Below are 24099 nucleotides of genomic sequence, written 5' to 3'. Positions count from 1 at the left end.
AGCATAAGCAAGCTGCTAGCAGCGACGGTAAGCTTATGAGTTAGCTACAGATCGACACAAAATCTCACGTATTCGAAGGTTTCTGGGGAAAAATACGGCGTGATCGGGTACAGCTGCCAACAGACAGCGGGACGATTAGCCTCAGAGGCCATCTGGCGAAGAATCAGGGAAAGCTTTGAAAAGGAAGGCGTTTAAGGAGGCAGCCCAACCAGCAACACCCTCGGCACATGATACCACTGCTACCGTTGCTCCCTTCCGGGCCTGGCGGGGTTCGCAGCTGCTCATTGCGAGGGGACCGGAAGGGCCACCACAACGATCTTCGGTGCATCCGAAGAGGGCGCGATTATAGAGGGTTAAAGGCGCAAGTTCCAGCCCTATTAACAGGTTATAATAGGCGACTACTACTTTATCCCCTTCTGAAGAGTTAACCATGCATCTGTTTGTCGATAATTTGACCAATGTTGATTTCAGCTACCTGGACCACCAGCGTGGTTTAGTGGGCGAAACCTGGCTAGCGAATGCCGCCCTGGATGGGGCTCTCGATCACCAGGGCATGGTTTGCGATTTTGGTATCGTTAAAAAGACATTGCGCCACTGGCTAGATGATCAGCTGGATCACCGCCTCCTGGTTCCGATCCTCGCCCCTGGCCTGGCGCTAGCCCATCAAGACGGCAATATCTCTCTCAAGTGGCAACTCGCAAGCGGCGAGCAGATTTCAGTATCTGGACCAGAACAGGCATTCGCCCTGGTAGAGAGTGATAGCATCAATGCTGAAAGTGTTGCCCGCTGGAGTGTTCAGCAACTGGCTAACTCCTTCCCTGCCAGTGTTGAGCAGCTCAAGCTATCTTTTGAAGACGAGCAAATTCAGGATGCCTTTTACCACTACAGCCACGGACTGAAAAAACATCAGGGCAATTGCCAACGTATTGCCCACGGCCACCGCTCTCGCATCCAAATTTTTGTTAATGGAAAGAGAGACAAATCGCTAGAAGAAAAGTGGTCTCAACGTTGGAAAGATATTTACCTGGGTACCCGTGAAGACCTGCGTGAAGAAAATAAAGAGAATGGACATAGCCTGGTCTTCGCCTATAGAGCCCAACAGGGAGATTTCACTTTGCAGTTGCCCGCAAACGCCTGTGAAATTTTGGATTGCGATACCACTGTTGAGCAGCTGGCTCAATATATCGCCACGACTCTTGCCGAACAGTACCCCGGCAGTGAAGTCAAAGTGCGCGCCTATGAGGGGCTCGGCAAAGGAGCCATTGCCAGTGCTAAACTCTAGCCCCTGTAAAAGCCACTAAAACCAACAATTCTCCATAGTCTCAAGAGACTTGATTTTGAATTTGATTCTTTTGCAAGAAACGGACTTTATCAGCCCTGATGTCGTCCGCCTCTCTGGCCGTAGGCTAGAGCATATTGTCAGTGTCCACCGGGCCGAGCCCGGTCAGCAACTGCGCGTAGGTCTGCTGGACGGAAATATCGGCTATGGGCAAATCACTACTCTCGCCGATCAGCAAGTAGAGCTCCGGGTGGAGCTAAGTAAAAACGCTCCAACACCTCCTCCCATCACCCTGATCCTGGCGCTGCCACGCCCCAAAATGCTGAAGCGCATTATCCAGCATGTCACCGCACTGGGAGTTAAAAAGCTGGTCTTGATCAATAGCTACCGGGTGGAAAAGTCTTATTGGCAAACCCCATGGCTAGAAGAGGAAAAGCTTTTTGAACAATGCCTGCTTGGGCTCGAGCAAGCCGTCGACACACAAATGCCAGAAATTCTATTGCGCAAACGCTTTAAACCTTTTGTGGAAGATGAGCTACCTGAGCTGTGTCAGGGCTCTCAAAAACTGGTTGCTCACCCGGTCGGTGGCACTGCTTGCCCAGTAGACATCGGAGAGGCCTGCACCCTGGCAATTGGTCCTGAAGGGGGGTTTATTGCCTACGAAGTTGAGAAGTTAAAAGAAGCGGGGTTTCACTCTGTACACCTGGGCCCACGAATTCTCCGAGTGGAAACAGCCCTACCAGTTCTGGTTAGCCGACTTTTCCCCTCCTGTTAAGTGTAAGTCTCGAGTCGTGATCACATGCCAATTTCACAGCGCATGTGATCCATACTTCTCATATTTATTTCACAAGCCATTAATATCGCTCTCCCCAAGCTTTCAAAAAGCTACGGCAATATGGTCTTGTTTACCGCAAATTGTCCTGGACTCAAATTTGTGACTTTTGCACGCTTCCTTCATGAATATTTCATCATTTTGTCACAATTAAGACATATTTTGCGGCCTCGTTTTACTTCCCTAGGCTCTGAGATCACATGTACCTTTTTCTTCAACGACTGTGCCGCTCATTAATACTATTAATACTGCTTGCTACTAACCTTCTAAGCCCTTTCGCCACCGCTGAACTTCCTCCTTTTCCTTCAGACAGCAATGGAAAGTTATTTAGCCTACACGGCTCCAATACTATTGGCGCACAATTGGCACCCAACTTGGTTCAAGACTATTTCACTGCGAAAGGGGCGAGTGACATTAGTGTCCAGCCACTAGACGCCCCCAACGAAGTCCGTATTCAGGCAAAAGTTGGCAGCAATTCTGTATTTGTCGATATTGCTGCACATGGCTCCAGTACGGGTTTTACTGGGTTAAAACTGGCAAAGGCCGATATCGCCATGGCTTCGCGCCCGATCAAAGACGGTGAATTCACAGAGCTGAGCATGCTGGGCGATATGCGCAGCCGCAATGCGGAGCATGTCATTGCCATAGATGGACTGGCCATAATAGTGCATCCACGCAACCCACTTCACCAACTGACCCTACAGCAAATAAGTGCTATTTTTTCTGGTCAAATTAAAGACTGGTCGGAACTCGGTAAAGGCAAAGGGCGAATTAACGTTTATGCCCGAGACGACCAATCAGGCACCTGGGATACCTTTAAAAGCTTGGTGCTTGGCAAGCGTTACGCTCTCACCAGCAGGGCCAAGCGCTTCGAGTCCAATGATCAACTTTCCGACCGTGTTACCTCTGACCCGCGCGGAATCGGTTTTGTTGGGCTAGCATCCATCCGTCAAGCAAAGGCTGTTGCCGTTTCTGACCAAAATACACTGCCGCAGGCTCCAGAGTACCTAACCATTGCTACGGAAGACTACCCTCTGTCACGCCGCCTTTTCCTATACACTCCGATTTATTCCTCCAACTCTACAGCGAAAGAATTTCTGCGTTTTGTACAGAGTGAGCTGGGACAGGAACAGGTGAAATCCTCTGGATTCGTCGCGCAAACTCCCATCGGCTTTAAACCAGAGGATTCTCGGGAAGGACCAAATGAATATTTGAAGCTTACCCGAAATGCTGAGCGACTCAGTATCAATTTCCGTTTCTCCGAGGGCAGTGCCTCCCTGGATAACAAGGCTCAGCAGGATATTGAAAGACTGGCAAAGTACATGGAAAAGCCACAGAACCAAGGACGAAAACTATTACTTGTCGGGTTTGGCGATGAGAAGGTCAGCCCTGAACGTTCGGTTATCCTATCCAAACTTCGCGCAGTTACCGTACGTTCAGCTCTGCGCGATTATAAAATTAGTACTGCGCCAGTGCAGGGTTTTGGTGCTTACCTCCCAATCGCCTCGAATAACTCCAGCGCAAAAATTAAAAATCGTCGAGTTGAAGTTTGGCTACTCTAGCCATTAAAGTCCGGCCAGAATCAGGGAAGAAGAAACGAATAAGGCTGGATAAATAGATATCTAAAGGGAGGCCACCGCGGCCTCCTTTTTTACGACACAATTCACTGTATTTGTTGAGAAATGAAAAATAGTTAAGGAGTAAAATTATTTTTTTAGGGGGAGCGGAGCTATCGTTCAAGGGTAACGATAAATTAGCAATAAAAAAGCCGCGTTTAAACGCGGCTACAATGGTGGCACAAGCCACCAGGTCTCACAGAGAGGAACGCCAAAGAGCGCTCCGGGGAAAATTTCCCTTCAAAACAAGCGCGTTACCGCTTTCTTGTTCAAGGTGCGGCTGACGCAGCCGCACCACATTAAGCTACGGCGCCTTCCGCCTCAGCTACTTTTTGCAAAGCCAGCTTCGGATCTACAAACTCATATCCCAGTACATCGGCAACTGCCTTGTAAGTCACCATACCGGCGTGAACATTCAGACCTTCCAGCAGGTTGGCATCATCCAGCAACGCCTGCTTAGCGCCTTTGTTTGCCAAGGCTACAGCGTAAGGCAGGGTAGCGTTGTTCAGAGCCATGGTGGAGGTACGCGCTACACCACCGGGCATGTTGGCCACACAGTAGTGCACTACACCATCGACAACGTAAGTGGGCTCCTGGTGAGTGGTCGCTTTGGAGGTTTCGAAACAGCCACCTTGGTCGATAGCTACATCCACCACCACTGCACCCTTCTTCATACGGCTGATGATATCGCGGGTCAGCAGCTTGGGAGCTGCGGCGCCAGGAATCAGCACTGCACCTACGACCAGGTCTGCTTCCAGGGCGTGCTTTTCAATCGCATCATTCGTGGAGTACTCGGTGCGTACAGCACCACCAAAAATGTCATCCAGCTGACGCAGACGTGGCAATGAACGATCCAAGATGGTGACGTCGGCACCCATACCCAGCGCCATCTTGGCGGCATTGGTACCAACAACACCACCACCGATAATGAGCACTTTGGCAGGTGCAACACCGGGAACACCACCCAGCAGTACACCGAGGCCGCCCTGGGCTTTTTCCAGATGATGCGCACCACACTGTACAGACATACGGCCGGCAACTTCGGACATGGGGGCCAGCAAAGGCAGGCCGCCAAAGCGGTCAGTCACAGTTTCATAGGCGATGCAGGTTGCACCAGATTTCACCAACAGCTCGGTTTGCTTGGGGTCTGGAGCAAGATGGAGATAAGTGTAGAGAACCTGCCCTGGGCGTAGCATTTCGCACTCATTGGGCTGCGGCTCTTTCACCTTGACGATCATATCGGCAGTAGCAAAGATCTCTTCCGGAGTCTCGATGATTTTGGCTCCGGCCTGCTCGTACATTTCATCAGTAAAACCGATAGCAGCACCGCCATCTTTCTGTACGATTACTTGGTGACCATGGCCGATCAGTTCGCGAACACTAGACGGCGTCAGGCCAATACGGTACTCGTGGTTTTTGATCTCTTTCGGGACGCCAATCAACATTTTCTGCTCCTTAATCTCTGCGTTTGGCGTAGTCTCCGCAAAAAGCTTGGAGCTACACCTACTTTCTGTGTTTTACCCAGTATAGGGCCACTCTAAAAGTGGATTTCTACAAGAATTTTTAACAAACTAGTGGAATCAACTGCTTACAATAGTAACAAGACTGTTTTTTGATCTGATCGCCCACAAAGGAAACAAGATATGCGCAAGCGCGCGGGAGAGCTGAATACCGTAGACCGCAATATCTTGCGGGTTCTGCAAAAAAATGGCCGTACCAGCTATGCAGAGCTAGCTCGTCAAGTGGGATTGACTGCTACGCCATGTGTCGAGCGGGTGAAACGGCTGGAAAACGATGGGGTTATTCAGGGCTATACCGCGCTGATCAATCCAGAGTTTCTCGACGCAGCCCTGGTGGTTTTTGTGCAGATTCGCCTAAACCGTTCCGCCCAGGACGCCTTCGAGGAGTTCCGCAATGCTGTAGCAGCCCTGCCGGAAGTACAGGAGTGTTACCTGGTATCAGGCAACTTCGATTACCTGATCAAGGCACGAGTTGCCGATATGAGCGCCTACCGTAAGTTTTATGGTGAGACCCTTTTGACCCTACCGGAGGTACAGGAGTGCACCAGCTATGTGGTAATGGAGGAAGTGAAAGAGACTTTAGAGGTGCCGGTCCATTACAACCGTTAGCCCCAATTTGCGGAGTTAGATCACAAGAGAGACGACTGATCCATCGCCTCTCTTGCTTGCTAACAGCACATGAAATCAGTACTGAATTCCGAGCTTTCGATAGATGAAGCCTATCACCCAGGCGGGGCCGATAAGCAGGAATTGAATATCCTTGAAGAAGGAAGGTTTTTTTCCTTCGATATGGTGACCGATAAACTGAAAAATCCACATCAGCACAAACAGTCCCAGCGCGGTTTGCCAGACGGGTATTCCCAGCCGCTCTACCACAGACCAGGCCCACAGGCACACCAGCGTTAGTGCAGTCATCCCCAGGCCAATGGAGAATGACAGGGCGAAATAGAACAACATCACCGGCACTGTGATCACTACGGCCCAATTTAACCAGGGTATTGATGCCATAAATTGCGGCTGGGGTATGGCCCATAAGAGGCCAGCGACGGTGGCGTAAATCACTGGTACCGCAATCCAGTGAATCGATTTATTGACGGGGTTCTGATGGCTTTCACCATATTCGGCAAACCACTGTTGGGCACTGCGCATGACAATCTCCTTTTCTTATTTTTTATTGTCAGACGCTCATCTTGCTAAACAGCTGCAACGCAATCAATGGCCGAATGTATCAGGCAAAAGCGCAAAGTAATCAGCTAACGCCGCACATAGGCATCCAGTTGGGTGTGATAGAGCTCTGCCATTTCCTCGTCGAAACAACAAAAAACAATACTCACTGGCGCCCCTTCCCTCTCCTGGTGTTGCTGTACCTGCTCTACAGCAATTTCCACAGCCTGCCTGGGAGGGTAATCGTAAACACCGCAGCTAATCGCGGGGAAGGCTATAGAGTACATGCTCTCTCGCCGCGCTAAGGCCAGACACTGGCGATAGCAGCTCGATAGCAGCTCTGGCTCACCCAGGCGGCCCCCGCGCCAAACGGGTCCGACCGTGTGATAAATACGTTTAACGGGGATTGAGAAAGCGCTGGTAGCACGGACCTCGCCAACTGGACAGCCGCCGATACTTCGACAAGCTTCCAGTAGCTTAGGACCTGCGGCACGGTGAATGGCCCCGTCCACACCACCACCGCCGAGCAGGCGTGTATTGGCGGCGTTGACGATGACATCGACGTTCAATCGTGTGATATCACCGAGATGAACTTTGATCACTCAGTATCTCCAACCGCTATTTGAATAATCGCTGCGGATGGAAATCCTTTTCGCTTCACAACAGTCGCGCCCATGAGTAGGACGCGTCCTCTGCACTGCAGACAAGTGGCCGGGCCAATGCAACAGGGCCCCGCAGCCCCCGGGCTTATCCCAGCAGTTTCTTGTGTTGGGAGGCCACAGTTTCCGGGCATTTCGTCAGCGCGCTAACTATGACGATAGCAGCTGCTGAGAAAATGAAACCTGGCAGCAACTCATAGATATCGAAGATTCCCCCAGACAGCTGCTCCCAAATCACTACAGTAAGCCCACCGACAACAACCCCGGCAATGGCTCCACTGCCCGTCATACGGGACCAGTAAAGGCTGATCAACAGTGCCGGGCCGAACGCGGCACCGAGTCCTGCCCAGGCATAGCTCACCACATCCAAAACCTTGGAATCCGGGTCCATCGCGATCCACACCGCGATCAGGGAGAGCCCAACAACAGCCCAGCGCCCCACTTTAACCATGGCCTCCGGACTGGTCTTGCGACCAAACCAAACATGATAGATATCTTCCGCCAGTGCCGCAGATGACACTAACAGCTGGGAATCTGCCGTACTCATGATGGCTGAGAGGATCGCTGCCAACAGCACACCGGCAACAATCGGGTGGAACAACACCTGAACCAGCTCCATAAAGACAGTCTCACCATCGGGCAGCCCTTGTTCCATTTGCAGATGGGCAAAGAGACCCACCGCCATGGCGCCGAGAAAACCGATCAGGGACCACACCGCGGCAATGGTTGCCGCTGCCGGCACATCATCAGGGCTGCGCACTGCCATAAAGCGCGCCAGGATATGGGGCTGACCAAAGTAACCCAGCCCCCAGGCCAAAGAGCTGAGAATCGCCACTAAGCCCAATGCCTGGCCGCTGCCATCTGTGAGCCAATGCGTTAATTGCGGTTGCTGCGCTTGCAACTGGGCCCAGCTGGCGGAGAAACCGCCCTGGTCAGAAATCACAACCAATGGTACGGCAATCAGAGCAGCGCTCATTAATAAGCCCTGAAACACATCAGTCCAGGATACCGCCAGGAACCCACCAAACAGCGTGTAGGAAATGACAGCTATAGCACCAACAATTACCGCCCAGTGGTAATCCCAACCGAATACCGTTTCAAATAGCTTACCGCCGGCAATCAGACCAGAAGCCACATAGAAGAGGAAAAACAGCAGGATAAAGACCGCGCATACCGTGCGCAGGTAGGGGTGCCCCATTTTGAAGCGACGATCCAGGTAAGCGGGAACTGTGAGGGAGTCATCCAACTCATAGGTATAAATACGCAGGCGACGCCCCATGCTAACCCAACTCAACACAATTCCCGAGAACAGGCCTATAGCGATCCAGCCTGCAGAGAGGCCTGCAGCATAGGCAGCTCCGGGCAAACCCAGCAGTAACCATCCGCTCATATCCGAAGCGCCAGCCGACAAGGCTGCTACAGCTGGGGGCAGCGAACGGCCACCAAGGAAATAGTCACTGGCATTTTTGGTGCGTAAATAGGCGTAAATACCGATCACCAGAATCAGAGCCAGGTAGGCGATAAAAGTTAGGGCGACGAGCCACTGTGCGGACATGGGAATTCCTTCTGCTCAAAAACGGAATGGCACCGAAAGAAGGCAATGACTGCGACACTTGCTCGCTTTTTGAGCAAAATGCACTACAGAACCGGAGCCACTTCAAAAATAATTATGTTTATTGCGCGTAAATCTACTTAACGGCTGGCGCCAACTCAATCCACAAACTAAATATTCAGAACAACCACAGAAAAAAGACAATACTATGGGCATCTGTCTGGACGAACTGCGCCTCCAGGTTATCCGTCCAACCCTCAAGCACTTGAGAGCCTGGAGCCAGGGCATGGAAAACCTTTTGCTGGGCACCGCTGCACAGGAGTCACAGCTGGGCTTTCATCTCAAGCAGGGACGGCGCCACGGGTTGGGGATCTATCAAATCCAGCCACATACACACCGGGAAATCTGGGATAACTACCTGATTGATCACCCCGCACTGGCCTCAAAAATTCGAGGGCTCGCCAGCCAACGGGATTTTCTCGACCACCCCCACAGCGAACTGACCACCAACCTGCGCTATGCCACCGCTATCGCCTGGCTGGTTTACCGCTCGGCAGAAGTGCACAAAATACCCGAATCAGACACCCACGATGTGGCCAAAATGGCGCGATTGTGGCACCAGCACTTCCATCACGGACCCAGTGCCACTACGCGGGATTTTGAATGCAGCTATGCCCAGCTGGTAAGCGGTGCAGATCCTACAAATTCAGCGCCGAGATATACTGGGGCTCAACCTCCTGGGCATCGTCCGGCTCCCACGAATTCACCTGGCGCTGAATTAAATGGTCAGGGCGCTCGGCAGCCGACGGCTTAGAGCGGTCCAATTCCAGACTTTCAAAATCGTAGAGATCCCTGTCCGCCAATTGCGACGGGGATATACGTGTTAATGCGGCAAAGATATTTTCACTACGCCCTGGGAATTTATTGTCCCACTCCCGCAACATCTGCTTGATCGCCTGGCGCTGCAAGTTTTCCTGACTACCACACAAATTACAGGGAATAATGGGGAATTCCTTGAACTCCGCGTAACGGGCAATATCCTCTTCTCGGCAATAAGCCAGCGGGCGAATCACAATATTGCGCCCATCATCGGCACGCAGCTTGGGCGGCATCGCCTTCAGGCGACCACCGTAAAACATATTCAGGAACAAGGTCTCGACAATGTCGTCTTTATGGTGACCAAGGGCCACTTTGGTAGCACCGATTTCCTCGGCAAAGCCGTAAAGGGTACCCCGACGCAGTCGTGAACAAAGGCTACAGGTGGTCTTGCCCTCTGGCACCACTTCCTGCACCACCGAATAGGTATCTTTCTCTACGATATGGTGTGGCACGCCGAGGGAGCGAAGATACTCCGGCAGTATATGTTCAGGGAAACCAGGCTGCTTCTGGTCCATATTCACCGCCACCAACTCAAAGTTCACCGGGGCGGTTTTTTGCAGGTTCAGCAGAATATCCAGCATGGCGTAAGAATCCTTACCGCCAGATAAGCAAACCATGATTTTGTCGCCCTCTTCAATCATGTTGAAGTCGGCAATAGCGCGACCCACATGGCGGCGTAGGCGTTTCTGCAGTTTGTTGAATTCGAGTCGCTCGCGGCGATTTTCCACTTCGGACATGGTGTCTCTCTAACTATTTCGGTACCGGTGACCGGGGCTGGGGGTCACAGCCATCGCCTATCTGTGTGGAGCGAGGCTTTCATATTGCTAGGGGGCGCGATTGTACGCATTTCGATCACGGAGTACACGACTCCCCATCCGACTTATCCGCTAACAAGAACTCAACACAGGGCCAAACATGCTCCAGCAAGGCAGGCTGTGCTTTGGCAGTTGGGTGGATACCATCGGATTGCATGGCGCCGTCTTCAAGAGCGACAGTTTCCAGGAAGAAGGGCACCAACCCGACCTGCTCGGATTTGGCCACCTTGGGGTAAACAGCGGCAAAGGCATTGGTATAGGCGCGGCCGTAGTTGGGCGGGATACGCATGCCGAGCAGCAATACCTCTACACCAGAATTCTTCGCCAGTTTCACCATCTCCATCAGGTTGCGCTGTAAAGACTGGGGAGGGTATCCCCGCAGACCATCATTGCCGCCCAGCTCTACAATCAGCCAACGCGGATTGTGCTCCTGCATCAGGCGCGGCAGACGCGTCAATCCACCAGAAGTCGTCTCTCCGCTGATACTGGCATTGATCACCCGAACTTTTTTGCCCTTTTCCTGCAAACGCTCCTGCAGTAATTGCACCCACCCCTGCTCTTCATTGATACCGTAGGCCGCGCTGATACTGTCACCCAAGACCAACAAGGTATCTGCCTTACTTGCCTGGGCAGCTCCAATGGGGATAAACAGCAACAGTACCAAGCTGAATTGAGCCGCCATCTGCCGAAAAATGGCTGTCGTCATGTCATACTCTCCAAAAATTCGCGCATCCGTATAGGGAACACAGTATGTCCGCCATTCTTACGGCAGAAAACCTGTATCACAGAGTCTCCACCAGCGAAGGGCCATTGACCCTATTAAACAATATCTCCCTGCAGCTGGCGCGTGGAGAGAGTCTGGCTGTGACCGGTGCCTCAGGTTCCGGCAAGTCCACCTTGCTCGGTCTATTAGCTGGATTGGACAAGCCCAGTGAGGGAAAAATCTGGCTGGCCGGGGAAGAAATTACCGCCATGGATGAAGAGCAACGTGCGGCGGTGCGCGCCCGCTGTGTGGGGTTTGTCTTCCAAACCTTCCAGCTACTACCCGGTCTCACCGCTCGCGAGAATGTCATGCTGCCCAGTGAGCTGCGCGGTGAACGCGGCGCCGCCAAACGCGCGGAGGAGTTCCTGGCCAAGGTCGGACTCGAGCATCGCCTGGGCCATTACCCGCGCCAACTCTCCGGAGGGGAGCAGCAAAGGGTCGCCATTGCCAGGGCATTCGCCAGCTTCAGCGGCGAGGACGCTATCCTTTTTGCCGACGAACCCACCGGCAGCCTGGATGCCGGCAACGGCGCCAAGATCATCGATTTACTCTTTAAGCTCAATGCCGAATCCAGCACCACTCTGGTGTTGGTGACCCACGAGCAGCGCCTGGCTGAACGTTGCGCCACTCACTTGCGTATGTCTGCAGGTGCCGTGGAGTCTTACGAGCCCCTCGCCGGTGACGACAACTTCTCGGAGGTATCCGCCTGATGCTGCCACTTAGATTGCTGTTCAGGGACTGGCGCGGTGGCGAGTTGGCGCTAATTGCCTCAGCCCTGATTTTGGCTGTTACCTGTGTCACTGCGATCGCCCATTTCACCGACCGCCTTACCCGCGCCATGGAGCAGCAATCCCTCACCTTCCTGGCCGCAGAGCGGGTGCTGCGCAGCAGTAAGCCTGTGGATAGCGCATGGCTGGAGGAAGCCGACAAAAAGGGATTGGAACAGGCCCAGATAGTCCAGTTTTCATCCATGATCTCTGCCAACGACCAGTTCCAGTTTGTCTCGGTCAAAGCCGTCGACAAAGGCTATCCATTGGTGGGGCAACTGGAAATCAGCAAGTCCCCGGACGGCCCAGGGGAAGTGGCACCGCAAGGACCTCCCCCGGGAGAAGCCTGGGTGGAGTCCCGCCTTCTACCCTTGATGGGAATCCAGCTCAGCGATCCTATCGCCCTCGGCGACACCCAACTGAAAGTGACAGCCATACTGGAGCGGGAACCCGACCGGGGCACCAGTCTGTTTGATATGGGCGCGCGAGTATTAGCCAATACCGCCGACCTGCCCGCCGCAGGTGTAATCCAGCCCGGCAGCCGTGTGCGCTACCGCTATCTGTTTGCTGGCGATGACCAAGTCCTGAAGGATTACTTTGACTGGCTCAAACCTCAACTGACTGAACACCAGCGGATCTTGGACCTGCGCGAAGGCCAGCCCCGGGTTGCCTCTGCCCTGGATAGAGCCGAGTCCTTCCTGTTTCTCGCCGCCAGCCTGGCCGTACTGCTCGCCAGCGTCGCCGTTGGCCTGGCAGCCAGACGCTACGGACTGCGCCACGGCGCCTACGTAGCCGTAATGAAAAGCCTCGGTGCCGGGCGCAATAAAATTCTCGGTATCTACCTGGGGCAGCTGGCCGCCCTCACCCTGATTGCCACCGCTATCGGGCTGGCACTGGGCACCTTTATCCAGAGCCAGGCAGTCAACCTGATGGAAGGGTTCTTCCCGGTTCAACCGCCGGCCACCAGCTGGAGCCCACTGCTGATTGGACTCGCCACCGGCCTCGCCTGCGCCCTGGGCTTCGCCCTGCCGCCACTTTTCCGTTTGGCGCGTACAGACCCAATGCAAACCCTGAGGCACGACTGGAGTAACCCGGACAGACGCGAATGGCTCGGGCTGATTCTCGGCCCCAGCGCCATGTTGCTTCTGATCTGGTGGCTGTCCGGCAGCCTGCTTATGACGCTCGCCTTGTTTGTCGGCATGCTCCTGTTGGTAGCGGGCAGCGCCCTGGTTAACCGCCTCCTGGTGCGCGGCAAATTGGCCTCCCTTGGGGGCGCTTGGCGTATTGCCCTGGGTAGCCTGCAACGCCGAGCCGCGTTTAACACCCTATTGATTGCCGCTTTTGGCACCGGATTATTGGCCATGCTGGCCATGGTCTTTGCCCGCACCGCCCTGGTGGACGAATGGCGGATGCAATTACCGGAAAAAGCCCCCAATCACTTCCTCCTGAATATCGCCCCCCACGATGTTCCAACCATGGAAAATATGCTGGCAGAGGGCGAGGTAAGCAGCACCGAGTTTTACCCCATGGTGCGCGGCCGTTTGGTGGCAATTAACGGCGTCTCAATTAAGGAGAAAAAAGATCGTCCCGGCGGCGTTCGCCGGGAATTAAACCTGAGCTACACCGATACCCTGGCGCCGGATAACCGCATCTTGGAAGGCGAGTGGTGGGACAAAGCCAGCGAAGGTGTTTCCGTAGAAGTGGAGCTGGCAGCCCAGCTGGAGCTATCACTGGGAGATCAGTTGCGCTTTTCAATCGGCGGACTCGAAGTAGAAGCCCCCGTAGCCAGCTTCCGCTCGCTGGACTGGAACAGCATGCGCCCCAACTTCTATATGATATTTGCACCGGGCACTATCGATGATTTCCCGGCTACTTATATCACCAGTTTTTACCTCCCACCGGAGGACAAGCTGCTGGTCAACGATCTGGTTCGCGCCTTCCCCAGCGTCAGTGTGATAGAGCTGGATAAGATCATCCAGCGTATCCGCGACACCATTAACCAGGTGTCCTTCGCTATCGAATCGGTTATGACCCTGATGTTGGTTGCCGGGGTCCTGGTATTAATCGCCGGGGTCCGCGCCAGTATCGCCGAGCGATTGCAGGAAGCGGCAATTATCCGCACACTGGGGGGCCGCAGGCGCTTGTTACTGAGAAGCCTGATACTGGAATTTGGCCTACTGGGTTTTGCCGCCGGTTTGCTCGCGGCTATCGGTGCTGAAGCCACCTTGGCTGTGCTGTCTTATTGGGTCTTTGAACTGCCGGTGATATTGCACCCAGTCCTTTGGCTAACCGGACCACTCACCGGTGCAGTACTGGTTGGCACCGCCGGTACCCTGGCCTGTTACAGCTCGATCAGCCAGCCCCCGCTCAGAGTATTGCGCGAACTGGCCTAACTGATGAATGTCGGCTCTTGAGAATAAAGATGTAGTTTTTATGGACCTGGATTTCGATCGCAAACATATTTGGCATCCCTATTCCTCCCTGATCGACCCGCCCCCGGTATATCCGGTAGCGCGGGCCGAAGGGGTAAGACTTTACCTGGAAGACGAGCGCGGCCTGATCGACGGCATGTCCTCCTGGTGGAGTGCCCTGCACGGCTACAATGTGCCCGAGCTAAACCAGGCCATGCGCGATCAGATGGACAAAATGTCCCATGTGATGTTCGGGGGTTTAACTCACGAGCCGGCAATCGAGCTGTGCAAGAAATTAGTGGAAATCACTCCACCCGGCCTCAACCGGGTATTTCTGGCTGACTCCGGTTCAGTGTCTGTGGAAGTGGCCATTAAAATGGCCATTCAATACTGGCACTCCCAGGGAAAACCCCAGAAGAGCAAACTGCTCGCCCTGCGCAATGGTTACCACGGTGATACATTCGGAGCTATGGCCACCTGTGACCCGGTCACCGGAATGCATCACCTGTTTGCCGGGCAGCTGAGCCAGCACCTGTTCGCCCCCGCACCACAGGTTCCCTTTGGCAACACCTGTAGTGACAGTGATATCGCCGAACTGCGCCAGCAAGTGGAAGCAAACCGCGATCAACTGGCCGCGATTATTTTAGAGCCGATCGTCCAGGGCGCTGGCGGCATGCGTTTTTATTCTGCCGATTATTTGCGCCGTGTACGCGAGCTCTGTGACGAGCACGATCTGCTATTAATCGCCGATGAAATCGCTACCGGCTTTGGCCGCAGCGGCAAGTTATTTGCCTGTGAACACGCCGATATCACCCCGGATATCCTCACACTGGGCAAAGCCCTCACCGGCGGCACCATGACCCTCGCCGCCACTCTCTGTACCGATAAAGTAGCTGAAGGTATTTGCCGAGGGGAAGCCGGTGTATTTATGCACGGCCCCACTTTTATGGGTAACCCCCTGGCTTGTGCCGTCGCCGATGCCAGTATTCAACTGCTACTCAGCGGACCCTGGCAGGAGCGAGTAACCGCAATCGAGCAACAGCTGACCGAACAGCTAGCCCCATTAAAATCCGCACCGGGTGTCGCCGATGTTCGAGCCCTTGGAGCAATTGGCGTGGTGGAAATGCGAGAGCCGGTAAATACGGCCAAAGTACAGGAAGCTCTAATCGAACGCGGAGTTTGGTTGCGCCCCTTCGGCAAGCTGGTCTACGCCATGCCGCCCTATGTGATTTCGAAAGAAGACCTCAGCCAATTAACTTCGGCGATGGTTAATGTTCTGGGAGAGATTTCCTAGCCTTCGTACCAATTAATTTGTGAAACCGGTCTCAATAATACAGAGTTAACCGGCTCTTTCTGTAAATAACCTTCTCTTTATTACACGAAGAGAGGGTTAACAGATCAAATTCCATAATACGGGAGTCGCCTCTTCCTGGCTAAAAACCTCCGTTGCCCCCTCCCCTGCGCATCCTTTCCAGATTCAATTTTCTTATTCCTTACAAATTTCGATCAGCTTGATCGCAATTTTTACGACAAATGTTTTGAGCACCTAAAAATTCCTGTATCATAAATCTTAATGATAGTTATCCTCATTTACGATAGCGATCAAAGTGAGCAAAATGATCACTGTTAAGCGTTTGGCATTCACCTCGCCCGATCAATGCCTTACCAACCCTTAAAGTTTGGGCGTCAGAGAGGAAAGATGAGAATTTTAATTGCACTACTTTTTGCGGTTACTTTTGCTACCACAGCGCAAGCTAGCGATGCTTCTGGAGAAAAGCCCATTCAGCACCTTAAAGTCGCGGATGTTACTTCGATGAAGGATGCCAAGAAGATTTTCGTTGAGAAAACCGCAGAAATTAAGAGCAAGCAAAAGCTTGATGCTGCTGAGCTTCACCAGATACATGTCATCACCTACACGCTTGAGAAAAGTGTTGAGTTTTTCGCTGAGAACCTAAAGGGTGACAAGCAAGAGCTGGCAAAAGAAATTGCCGTTGTTGTGGAGAATATCCATCTTAACTCCGAGAACAACCGCACAGAAAAGACCCGTAAGGACCTAAAGGAATACTTTAAATTAGCAGACAAATTTGCCGCTGGGTTTAAGCATCACTAATAAAGCTTATTCCTGAGCTTAAACATTGGCTCTAGTCGCAGCGAGAGGCTCGTCTGGTTCGATTGAAAATTGAAGGGCTAACTATCATTAGTTAGCCCTTCAATGGCAACACAACCCATTCATGGCTAAGCGCCACCATCTCGATCAAATTCTCAGCGATTCCCATTGTCCATATTTCCTTCCCTTTTGATCCGCCTATAAATCTCCTCACGGTGTACGGGCAGGGATTTTGGAGCAAGTATTCCCACCTTTACCTGATTACCCTTAACGCCTAATACTGTGATTGAGACATTCGCTCCAATCCGTAAGTTTTCGCCTGTACGGCGCTTTAAGATCAACATATTTGTTTCCTACTGATACTCAAACCAAAGATAGACCTTCCATAATGGGAAAGCTTGAATAGAAATGTTTTGAGTAACTACGAGGAGGTGCGCGAGAACGGTAGGCATAGAATAAAAAAAGGCAGACGCAACGCCCCCAGGACTTGGGGAAACTCTCCAAGCCGCTGATTGTGCTCCACTTTATTGAAGACGAGCGGGTTTGTAGCGTACTATGCATATAGCCACTTTGATACTGTGATTATCAACTTGGTTAGCTGGCCCCAGGTGTTCCAGCACCTTGGGTCAGCGCCTTTTACTTATTCTTACTTCACGCTACCGTTCTCCTTTGAGGGGTGATTTTTAGAGGATTCTTGGGTTCTTGATTCTCTCGATACTCTTGAACCGAGCTGCTTTGATTGTTGCCTTTAGATGGCTTATTAATCGCGGCCAAACTACCAATAAATATCTATCGATTTTACGTGGCTTTGACACTAAAACAATCCTAATAAAATCTAATAAGATTATTTTTGTGCCTATATTTTTTGTTACTCACTCATTAAAAATTTCGGTTGCATATAAAAATGGCCGTTTAGATTAATATACCCACCGCTCCCACGCTGGAGTTCAGACAACATTAGATCATCAATGCTTCGACTTAATACGTACTCCACATATCTACAGAAAAAATCTCTCCATAGACCAAAGTAACTTGCAGACTTTTAGAATATTACTGCGAGACTTAAGAGCCTCTGAATAACCCAGTGATGCCTCTACTTACAGAGTGGTTTCAATAAAAGCGCAGTTCCACAGGAATGACTAGACCTTAGAAGAAGTCTCAACATGGTGCATAAATCGCTATGAAAGCCCCTCAGGCCGACCCTTGAAGACCACATCTGCTGCTTTGCAACGCTTGCAAAGGGCTACGTCCATTCGCGGCGAACTGCACCTAACATCTTTAGCCTTCAAGATCCGCAGAGATATTACAGAGTGATTCAGAGGAACCCTGGATACCTTAACCACTCCCCAACTAATACCAGCCTGTAAAAGTTGGCGAGTGCTAGCTTAGGGATTTGCGATCATATTGACCGTGATATTGGAGAACAAGAAGATAAACCCAAAAAAAAATCATGAAATCAATGGGTTACGGGCTAACGTTAAAATTAGGATAGTAGTCAAAGTGATCGTTTTTCCAGTTTGTACGGATGTATCAGGATACTTTAAGTCTATGGTCTTAAATAAAAATTTAGGCCTTAGCGTAGAAATTGATTCTGAGATAACAATCAGGATAATAGTGGTCAGAATGATTACTATATAGCTGTTAACTGAATACTATGACTCAAACATCGTTCATCAACGTAGATCTTGAACTCTTCTCTGTAGAAGATTTGTCTTCAATCGGAAGAGAACTCAAGGAAAAGATATATCCGCTGACGGATCAATTTGTTGATGGCGAATATAATCTGGCCTTTGAATGTTCAATGAATAGTGATAATCCAGCGGATGTTTTGGAAGTGTTTATTCAATTACTAGATTCGTTATCGTCAGAATCAAAAGCATTAGTTTCAAGGTGTAGCAGGCGCATATTCGATATAGGCTATGATAGCGGTGACGAAGGGCACGTAACCAACTTGTTATCTCAGGACTTACTTCGCAACGTAGTCGAACTAGGTTTTGATATAAAATTTACACTTTATGCACTAGATGCCAACGACAGTTAAAGCAGTTAACAAGCCAAGGCTGTCGGACGCTTCGCGCCGCAGCTTGGGGCGTTAAGGTTTCAAGTATGAAATACATTGTGGTTCTACTTCTTGGTCTTATCTGCCAAGTGACAAATGCTTGTGAAATACCGCAGGAAACCACTGCCCACTTGATAAAAAATTCGAAAGGTATTTATGTAGGGTATGTCACTAGTCTCAGAGTAAAAAGCATCGAAAATGTTACTGAAGACCAATTCCCTCCCATGGAAATATCGGGCCTATATGATCGCACCATTAAAGTATCGCTCGTGGAAACATTATTAGGCGCCGCCTTAGAAGAGAAATTAGTCGAAATTGAGCTTGGCTCGTGCGGTTCTCCTAATGTCCAGGTCGGAGAAAAAATAGTAGCTTTTCATATGAGTTCTGGTTTGTGGCAAGTAAAGAGCGTAGGGGTAAATCCTAGTGACATCCGCCCCCGCAAACCTTAACAAAGCCGGGCAGTTTGCTCCGGGCCGACGGCCCTCCGCGGGACAGCTTACCTTGTGCACGTTTTGCGCAGGTCGCTGCGCTCCCATTTTCGCGCAAAATGCGCACAAGGTAAGCTGCCCCTGCCGGCGGCGTTAAATGCTTATGCAATACGAATCTGGAGAAGAAGTAAAATTGGGTGATATCGTTGAATACGATGTGGGCCCAAACGAATTCGTATCTGCAAATGTTGTAATGCTCGGAGAAGACTATTCTCACAGCGAACTAGAAGAAGGATTTTTGCAATGGGTTACAACAGACAACGTTTTAGAAAAAGATAATGTCGTTGTAGAAGTAGAGCATGAAAAAGGCAGCTACATGTTTACAACGTTGTGCTGCGTCAAGCTGAAAAGACGAGCAGATGCCTAATCATGCATTTAACCAGGCTAGGCACCGGACTACGCACTGCGTGCTTCGCTCGGTGCTAGCGGCGTTACGTTTCAAGGAGACATGAGTGCCAGAAGAGTTAGAAACAAGATATGTGTTTGTTGATACCTCAATGTATGAGAGTAAAAACTATCAGTTTCATCAGCACGCACTCGGTAGATTCAAAGGTTTATGCAGTGAGCAAAATCTCTATTTACTAATGAGCCCTGTAATTGATGGAGAAATAACCTCCCACCTTGCAGAGAAAGCTCATGAAGCTGCGAAGCATGTAAAAGAATTTAAAAAAACAATTAAGGTTCTTAGAAATCTTCCTGATCTGAAGCATCATGGGATTTTCGAAGAGTTAACTAAAAGTGATACTGAAAAGTTGCTTTTAGAAAAATATGCAGAATTTAAAGATGAAGCAGTCCATGAGTGGGTGGATATTGATTTAGCTAAACCATCCGTTGTTACTGAGCATTATTTCAAGAAAACGCCTCCATTCAGTGGTAAGAAAAAAGATGAATTCCCAGATGCTTTAATGCTTATTTCACTATTGGAATGGGCAAAGCAAAAGAATGCGCGTGTTTATATTTTGAGTAAAGACGGAGATATGGATAGCTTTTGTAATACCTCTGATGGTTGGCTTGAAGCTGTTTCAGATCTCGATGGGTTTATCAATTTAGTCATTAACAACGATGAAGAACTCAAAGATCTCGCGAAATTCGCTAATGACAGGTTTGGTGAGTGTTTGGATGAGATCACAAGAAGCCTTGAAGAAAGCATTAATGATCTTGAATATTCAACTTCAGGCTACGATATTGATGATGAAGTTACTGATGTCAACGCATACGATCTAGAGATTGTTGATACCAACATTATTAAAGCTGATCGAGAGTATGCAGAGTTTTCATTAACTGTTAAGTTTGCTGTCGAAGCTTGGCATAGCTTGACAGATTATGACCGTTCGATCTGGGATTCCGAAGATAAGAAATACCTATTTACGGCTCAAACGAGTAGAAAAGTCAGAGATATAGTAACTTGCAAAGCTTATGCATGGATAGACTTCGAGGATGGCTTAGCTGTAAATACAGCACTAAATGAAGTTTATATCGAAGACTCTTACATAGAACTCGACCCTGATAATGGGGAACTTATTGAAATTGAAGAGCATGAGCTCTTTGATGAATAAACGTAACAAGCGCATGTTGTCGGACTGGTTTTCCGCTGCGCTCCAAACCAGCCGCAAATGCGGGCGTTCTATTTCGGGATAGCTCGGAGTTAATATGGATATCGACATTAAGCCACCGAAAGGTATGAAAACAGTGATGTGTGACAACAAGCCTGTAGGCTATGTCAAAGATGTCGAAGATCAAGAAGAGGCCGCTAAGCTAGCTCAGGAGCTACTCAAGTCTAAAGGGCTTTGGCGCGACATACCAAAGGCAGAGATGATCTATAACCAGGCTCAGTCATTTGCTAACGCATCCGCACATATATATGAGAAGGATTTAAAGTCGTTACCCAGAAACCCGCAAGGGATCACTCCTTTTGTTGTTAATGCGGCTTTCAGCGCCGAGATGTACCTTAAGTGCCTTCAAGAAATTCATGGTGAGGTTACAGAATCTCATGTTTTAACTGCCTTGTTTAAGTCGTTGCCTAACAAAGTAAAAGACAGAATAAACAAAACCTGTAAAAACTTTGAATTCCAGTATGAGGTGGAGCAAGGGGTTTTATTCAAAGACCACCTGAAAAGTATAAATCATGCTTTCGTTAACTGGCGGTACATTTATGAAAAGAGTACTGAATACGTCAATATTCCACAAACCATCTTTGTTCTACAAGTGCTCCATGAAACTGCAGCCATAGAACTGGGCATAAAAACATAATAAAACTGTTATGTGTAATTAAGGAAGTATATGAAGGATATTGATATTCTAGTTTGCGATATGGCTGAATTGATTTTTGAAAGTTCAGAGGACGGGATTACGTTCAAAATTGATGCAGTTGAAAGGGAATGGCGTGAGAAAAATAATGGTATGGAATTCAAGGCAGTTTTTAACAAGCTTATTTCCCGCAATCAGGTAGGTGTAGTTGCTAAGAATATTGGCGAAATCAGAGACGCTGAAAGAACTGATTGACGCTCTATATGCTTAGACACTCCATACATAACAATACACGGCACGAGGAAAATTTTGTGTTTCGACCTATAAAGCAGGCCAAAACACAAAATCGCCCATGTGCTTTGCGTTACATTTCGCAACAAGAAAGTGCACCACAAGGAAAATGAATGAATATAGAAACAGCAATAGATTTGGCAATTCAAAATATTGCTCGCCATGGTGATACTGATGTATTCCCATTTCCTTTTGAGACTCATGTATTTTTTGACCATCCAGAAGAATGCAAAAAGATCTTGTTAGACATGCATGCTAACTTTGAAAATTACATGGCGCAGTCGCCACCATCAACCTTAGAAACTCTTACTCAAGTCGGATATACAGGATTCAGATGGGCTACCCAAATAGAACCATTTTGGAATGTTTATTATCTAGCATTAGTTATTTCAATTACAGAGAAAATTGAAGCTACTAGAGAACCTATAGAAAAAGGCTCAGTTTATTCTTATAGATACTCATGGGATCAGGATGCAGCTAAACTATTCCTACCTAGCACATGGCATGACTATAAGCAAAAGGGATTAGAGCTGAGCAATGATTATCAGTATGTTGTGGTTACGGACATAGCTGATTTTTATCCAAGAATCTATCATCATAGAATTGAGAATGCGCTTCGGCGGCTGCCAGATGTTGGCGATACGCCCAAGCGAATAATGGACTTATTATTTTCATTCTCCAAGAATGTCTCATATGGCCTACCTGTAGGAGGCCCTGCGTCGAGAATTCTAGCCGAACTTGCTTTAGTCACAACTGATCTCCAACTTTCTAGAAGAAATATAAAGTTCTGTCGATATGCAGATGACTATTGTATTTTTTGTGAAAGTAAGTCTGATGCATATAAAGTTTTAGTGCTTTTATCGGAGAAGTTACATAATGAGGGATTATCGCTGCAGAAGAAAAAAACAAAGATAATCACAACTGAAGAGTTCAGGGAAACTGCAAGAATGTTAGACCCTGCCAGTCAACAAGACCCTTTAGCAGAAGAAGAACAAAAACTACTAAATATATCGTTGCGTTATGATCCTTATTCAGATACAGCCGACGAGGACTATGAAGCGCTCAAGTCAGCAGTCAAAGACGTAGATATTATTGGCATTCTAGGCAGAGAAGTTTCTAAAACAACAATAGACGCGACAGTAACAAAGCAAGCAATCAATGCTATTGATGCTTTGGAGCCACATGAAAAGTATGGGGCGATATCTACTCTTCTTGAGGGAGATAACATCACAGTGCTTTCACCAGTTTTCGTTCTGGTAATGAGAGCTATCAAAGGTGTTTATGACGATATACCAGACTATGGCCAAGAGTTCATAGATAAACAATTGGTTGCCCTCTACGAGAAAGGGTCGCAGCTGTTAAGTGTCGACCTGAACATAAGTTATTATGTATTAGCCTTATCAAAACGAAGATCGCTTACGAAGGAAGAAATACTTATAAGTATTTTTGACAGAACGACAAAGCCGTTAATTAAGAGGCAAGTGATTATGGTGATGGCAAGTTGGGAGTGCCACTATTGGTTAACTGATATTAAGGGTCAGTATAGTGGATTTACTGAATGGGAAAAGAGAGCTCTAATAATTGCATCTTACTCATTAGGTGATGAGGGGAAGCATTGGCGAATCCACACAAAAGATACATGGGGTGAGCCTGAAAAAATCATTAGAGACTGGTACTCAAACAGATTCCAAAAAAAAATGAAGTTTCCATTATGATTTCTGAAAAAAGTATTGCTTCAGAATTTAAGGGGTTTTGGAACGAATCACTGCCATTGCTAACCTCTTCTTTTGTTAGAGTTTTTAATGAGGCAAACCTTAATGACTTAACTGAATATCCCCTGACAGAAATAAAACGAGTGCCAATAGGCAGCCAAGTACAAAAGCATGACTTGGTAGCAGAATTTGCCTTTCAGCTAGCTAAGTTGGCACAAGAAAAATCGTTGTGGATTGACGAGTTAAAGCTTGATAAAAACAACATTGATTCAGCTTATTTGAGCGCAGTATCTTTTCTTAAAAAATACTCTACAGAAGATGAAAGCATTGTTCTAAATGAAAAAGAGGTTGAAGAATCTCTTATACTTGCAGAGCAATACGATTACTTTATTGATAAACAAGGCGCAACCAACGTCGAATTTAGCCCGCAGGTGGCAGGAGCAGGGTTTCTGGGTTTATGCAAAGCTGATCTATCGATCGATGACACTCTTTATGAAGTAAAAACGGTTTCTAGAAACATAGCAGGAAAAGATATTAAGCAACTATTGATTTATTTGGCGTTGCAACATTCTACAGGCAATAGACGCTGGAAATATGCAGGTTTCTACAATCCGAGAAAAGCTCAGTGCTATAAGTTTTCAATTGACCATCTGATATATAGGACATCTGGAGGTCAATCTACATCAGAGCTCTTTTCAGACATTATTGATTTTTTATGTAGCCGAGGGATTGAGCTTGATACAGCGTTCTAAAAAATGTAAAGCAATACTAGGACACCCACAGATTGAAATATGACACCGGAAGCGGTACGGGCCTTCCACTTTAACGGCCATTTCTCCTGCTCTGGTATCGAGCAAGGTGAAATACTGAAAATTTATGATTTAGGTTTGAAAGTTGCGTGATTTTAGCCAACCGGAAGGAATAGTTTCGAAAGGCTG

General features: G+C 49.0%; 24 protein-coding genes and 1 other RNA gene. 17 read left to right on the top strand and 8 right to left on the bottom strand.

Features of this window, described 5'->3' with window-relative positions:
* Positions 1 to 203: 203 nt before the first annotated feature.
* Positions 204 to 301: signal recognition particle sRNA small type (gene ffs, locus ACJJH9_RS04595), an RNA gene on the bottom strand.
* A gap of 129 nt (positions 302 to 430) precedes the next feature.
* On the opposite strand from ffs, the gene ACJJH9_RS04590 reads away from it, so the two are divergent.
* The 3 genes from ACJJH9_RS04590 to ACJJH9_RS04580 all read left to right on the top strand — a co-directional run bounded on the left by ACJJH9_RS04590 (position 431) and on the right by ACJJH9_RS04580 (position 3673).
* Positions 431 to 1282, top strand: coding sequence for a 6-carboxytetrahydropterin synthase (locus tag ACJJH9_RS04590; RefSeq protein ID WP_444924466.1), 852 nt, complete (start codon positions 431 to 433; stop codon positions 1280 to 1282).
* Between the two features lie 55 nt (positions 1283 to 1337).
* Positions 1338 to 2054 (top strand): 16S rRNA (uracil(1498)-N(3))-methyltransferase, encoded by a 717-nt coding sequence (locus ACJJH9_RS04585; protein ID WP_444924465.1) that lies wholly within the window; start codon positions 1338 to 1340, stop codon positions 2052 to 2054.
* Positions 2055 to 2311: 257 nt separating this feature from the next.
* Positions 2312 to 3673: a substrate-binding domain-containing protein gene (locus ACJJH9_RS04580; protein WP_444924464.1), complete on the top strand. Its 1362-nt coding sequence runs from the start codon at positions 2312 to 2314 to the stop codon at positions 3671 to 3673.
* A 353-nt stretch (positions 3674 to 4026) separates the two neighbouring features.
* Here the strand turns inward: ACJJH9_RS04580 and ald are convergent, their stop codons facing one another.
* Positions 4027 to 5172, bottom strand: a complete 1146-nt coding sequence (gene ald, locus ACJJH9_RS04575; protein WP_252085017.1) for an alanine dehydrogenase — start codon at positions 5170 to 5172, stop codon at positions 4027 to 4029.
* Between the two features lie 198 nt (positions 5173 to 5370).
* On the opposite strand from ald, the gene ACJJH9_RS04570 reads away from it, so the two are divergent.
* Complete coding sequence (locus tag ACJJH9_RS04570) at positions 5371 to 5856, top strand: Lrp/AsnC ligand binding domain-containing protein (protein ID WP_152452263.1); 486 nt, start codon at positions 5371 to 5373, stop codon at positions 5854 to 5856.
* 75 nt (positions 5857 to 5931) lie between these two features.
* Here the strand turns inward: ACJJH9_RS04570 and ACJJH9_RS04565 are convergent, their stop codons facing one another.
* From ACJJH9_RS04565 to putP, 3 genes are all read right to left on the bottom strand, one after another.
* Entirely contained in the window at positions 5932 to 6396 is a 465-nt protein-coding gene (locus ACJJH9_RS04565) for an Mpo1 family 2-hydroxy fatty acid dioxygenase (protein ID WP_252085016.1), read from the bottom strand.
* A gap of 104 nt (positions 6397 to 6500) precedes the next feature.
* A complete protein-coding gene (locus ACJJH9_RS04560) occupies positions 6501 to 7013 on the bottom strand; it encodes an O-acetyl-ADP-ribose deacetylase (protein WP_252085015.1) in 513 nt (170 codons plus the stop codon).
* 145 nt (positions 7014 to 7158) lie between these two features.
* Positions 7159 to 8625, bottom strand: coding sequence for a sodium/proline symporter PutP (gene putP / locus ACJJH9_RS04555; RefSeq protein ID WP_444924463.1), 1467 nt, complete (start codon positions 8623 to 8625; stop codon positions 7159 to 7161).
* A gap of 205 nt (positions 8626 to 8830) precedes the next feature.
* On the opposite strand from putP, the gene ACJJH9_RS04550 reads away from it, so the two are divergent.
* Positions 8831 to 9436 (top strand): hypothetical protein, encoded by a 606-nt coding sequence (locus tag ACJJH9_RS04550; protein ID WP_252085013.1) that lies wholly within the window; start codon positions 8831 to 8833, stop codon positions 9434 to 9436.
* Here the strand turns inward: ACJJH9_RS04550 and ttcA are convergent.
* Both ttcA and ACJJH9_RS04540 read right to left on the bottom strand, forming a co-directional pair.
* Positions 9321 to 10238 (bottom strand): tRNA 2-thiocytidine(32) synthetase TtcA, encoded by a 918-nt coding sequence (gene ttcA / locus ACJJH9_RS04545; protein WP_252085012.1) that lies wholly within the window; start codon positions 10236 to 10238, stop codon positions 9321 to 9323. The genes ACJJH9_RS04550 and ttcA overlap by 116 nt on opposite strands.
* Positions 10239 to 10353: 115 nt before the next feature.
* Complete coding sequence (locus ACJJH9_RS04540; RefSeq protein ID WP_252085011.1) at positions 10354 to 11022, bottom strand: arylesterase; 669 nt, start codon at positions 11020 to 11022, stop codon at positions 10354 to 10356.
* Positions 11023 to 11066: 44 nt separating this feature from the next.
* On the opposite strand from ACJJH9_RS04540, the gene ACJJH9_RS04535 reads away from it, so the two are divergent.
* The 4 genes from ACJJH9_RS04535 (at position 11067) to ACJJH9_RS04520 (ending at position 16367) form a co-directional block, all read left to right on the top strand.
* A complete protein-coding gene (locus ACJJH9_RS04535; protein WP_252085010.1) occupies positions 11067 to 11789 on the top strand; it encodes an ABC transporter ATP-binding protein in 723 nt (240 codons plus the stop codon).
* On the top strand, positions 11789 to 14239 hold the full coding sequence (locus ACJJH9_RS04530) for an ABC transporter permease (RefSeq protein WP_444924462.1): 2451 nt from the start codon (positions 11789 to 11791) through the stop codon (positions 14237 to 14239). The genes ACJJH9_RS04535 and ACJJH9_RS04530 overlap by 1 nt, the downstream gene beginning before the upstream one ends.
* A gap of 7 nt (positions 14240 to 14246) precedes the next feature.
* Positions 14247 to 15551: an adenosylmethionine--8-amino-7-oxononanoate transaminase gene (gene bioA / locus ACJJH9_RS04525; RefSeq protein ID WP_444924461.1), complete on the top strand. Its 1305-nt coding sequence runs from the start codon at positions 14247 to 14249 to the stop codon at positions 15549 to 15551.
* 405 nt (positions 15552 to 15956) lie between these two features.
* Positions 15957 to 16367 carry a DUF6746 family protein gene (locus ACJJH9_RS04520; RefSeq protein ID WP_252085007.1) on the top strand — a complete coding sequence of 137 codons (411 nt, stop codon included), beginning with the start codon at positions 15957 to 15959 and terminating at the stop codon, positions 16365 to 16367.
* A 152-nt stretch (positions 16368 to 16519) separates the two neighbouring features.
* Here the strand turns inward: ACJJH9_RS04520 and csrA are convergent, their stop codons facing one another.
* Positions 16520 to 16708, bottom strand: a complete 189-nt coding sequence (gene csrA / locus ACJJH9_RS04515) for a carbon storage regulator CsrA (RefSeq protein WP_444924460.1) — start codon at positions 16706 to 16708, stop codon at positions 16520 to 16522.
* A 1310-nt stretch (positions 16709 to 18018) separates the two neighbouring features.
* Between csrA and ACJJH9_RS04510 the strand changes: the two genes are divergently transcribed.
* The 8 genes from ACJJH9_RS04510 (at position 18019) to ACJJH9_RS04475 (ending at position 23913) form a co-directional block, all read left to right on the top strand.
* Positions 18019 to 18405, top strand: coding sequence for a hypothetical protein (locus ACJJH9_RS04510; protein WP_444924459.1), 387 nt, complete (start codon positions 18019 to 18021; stop codon positions 18403 to 18405).
* Positions 18406 to 18470: 65 nt separating this feature from the next.
* On the top strand, positions 18471 to 18872 hold the full coding sequence (locus ACJJH9_RS04505) for a hypothetical protein (protein WP_444924458.1): 402 nt from the start codon (positions 18471 to 18473) through the stop codon (positions 18870 to 18872).
* A gap of 142 nt (positions 18873 to 19014) precedes the next feature.
* On the top strand, positions 19015 to 19278 hold the full coding sequence (locus tag ACJJH9_RS04500) for a hypothetical protein (RefSeq protein ID WP_444909075.1): 264 nt from the start codon (positions 19015 to 19017) through the stop codon (positions 19276 to 19278).
* An 85-nt stretch (positions 19279 to 19363) separates the two neighbouring features.
* Complete coding sequence (locus ACJJH9_RS04495) at positions 19364 to 20467, top strand: PIN domain-containing protein (RefSeq protein WP_444924457.1); 1104 nt, start codon at positions 19364 to 19366, stop codon at positions 20465 to 20467.
* 94 nt (positions 20468 to 20561) lie between these two features.
* The gene (locus ACJJH9_RS04490; RefSeq protein ID WP_444924456.1) at positions 20562 to 21161 is read left to right on the top strand and encodes a hypothetical protein; all 600 of its coding nucleotides are present in this window, start codon (positions 20562 to 20564) and stop codon (positions 21159 to 21161) included.
* Positions 21162 to 21191: 30 nt separating this feature from the next.
* A complete protein-coding gene (locus tag ACJJH9_RS04485) occupies positions 21192 to 21413 on the top strand; it encodes a hypothetical protein (protein WP_444924455.1) in 222 nt (73 codons plus the stop codon).
* Between the two features lie 149 nt (positions 21414 to 21562).
* Positions 21563 to 23164 carry an RNA-directed DNA polymerase gene (locus ACJJH9_RS04480; RefSeq protein WP_444924454.1) on the top strand — a complete coding sequence of 534 codons (1602 nt, stop codon included), beginning with the start codon at positions 21563 to 21565 and terminating at the stop codon, positions 23162 to 23164.
* On the top strand, positions 23161 to 23913 hold the full coding sequence (locus tag ACJJH9_RS04475) for a hypothetical protein (protein ID WP_444924453.1): 753 nt from the start codon (positions 23161 to 23163) through the stop codon (positions 23911 to 23913). Before ACJJH9_RS04480 ends, ACJJH9_RS04475 begins: the two co-directional genes overlap by 4 nt.
* The last annotated feature ends 186 nt before the right edge of the window (positions 23914 to 24099 follow it).

The sequence above is a fragment of the Microbulbifer mixtoriginis (SeqCode) genome, from assembly GCF_052466715.1.
Note: the sequence above shows the minus strand (reverse complement) of the source record. Positions and strands in the feature narration are given on the sequence as shown.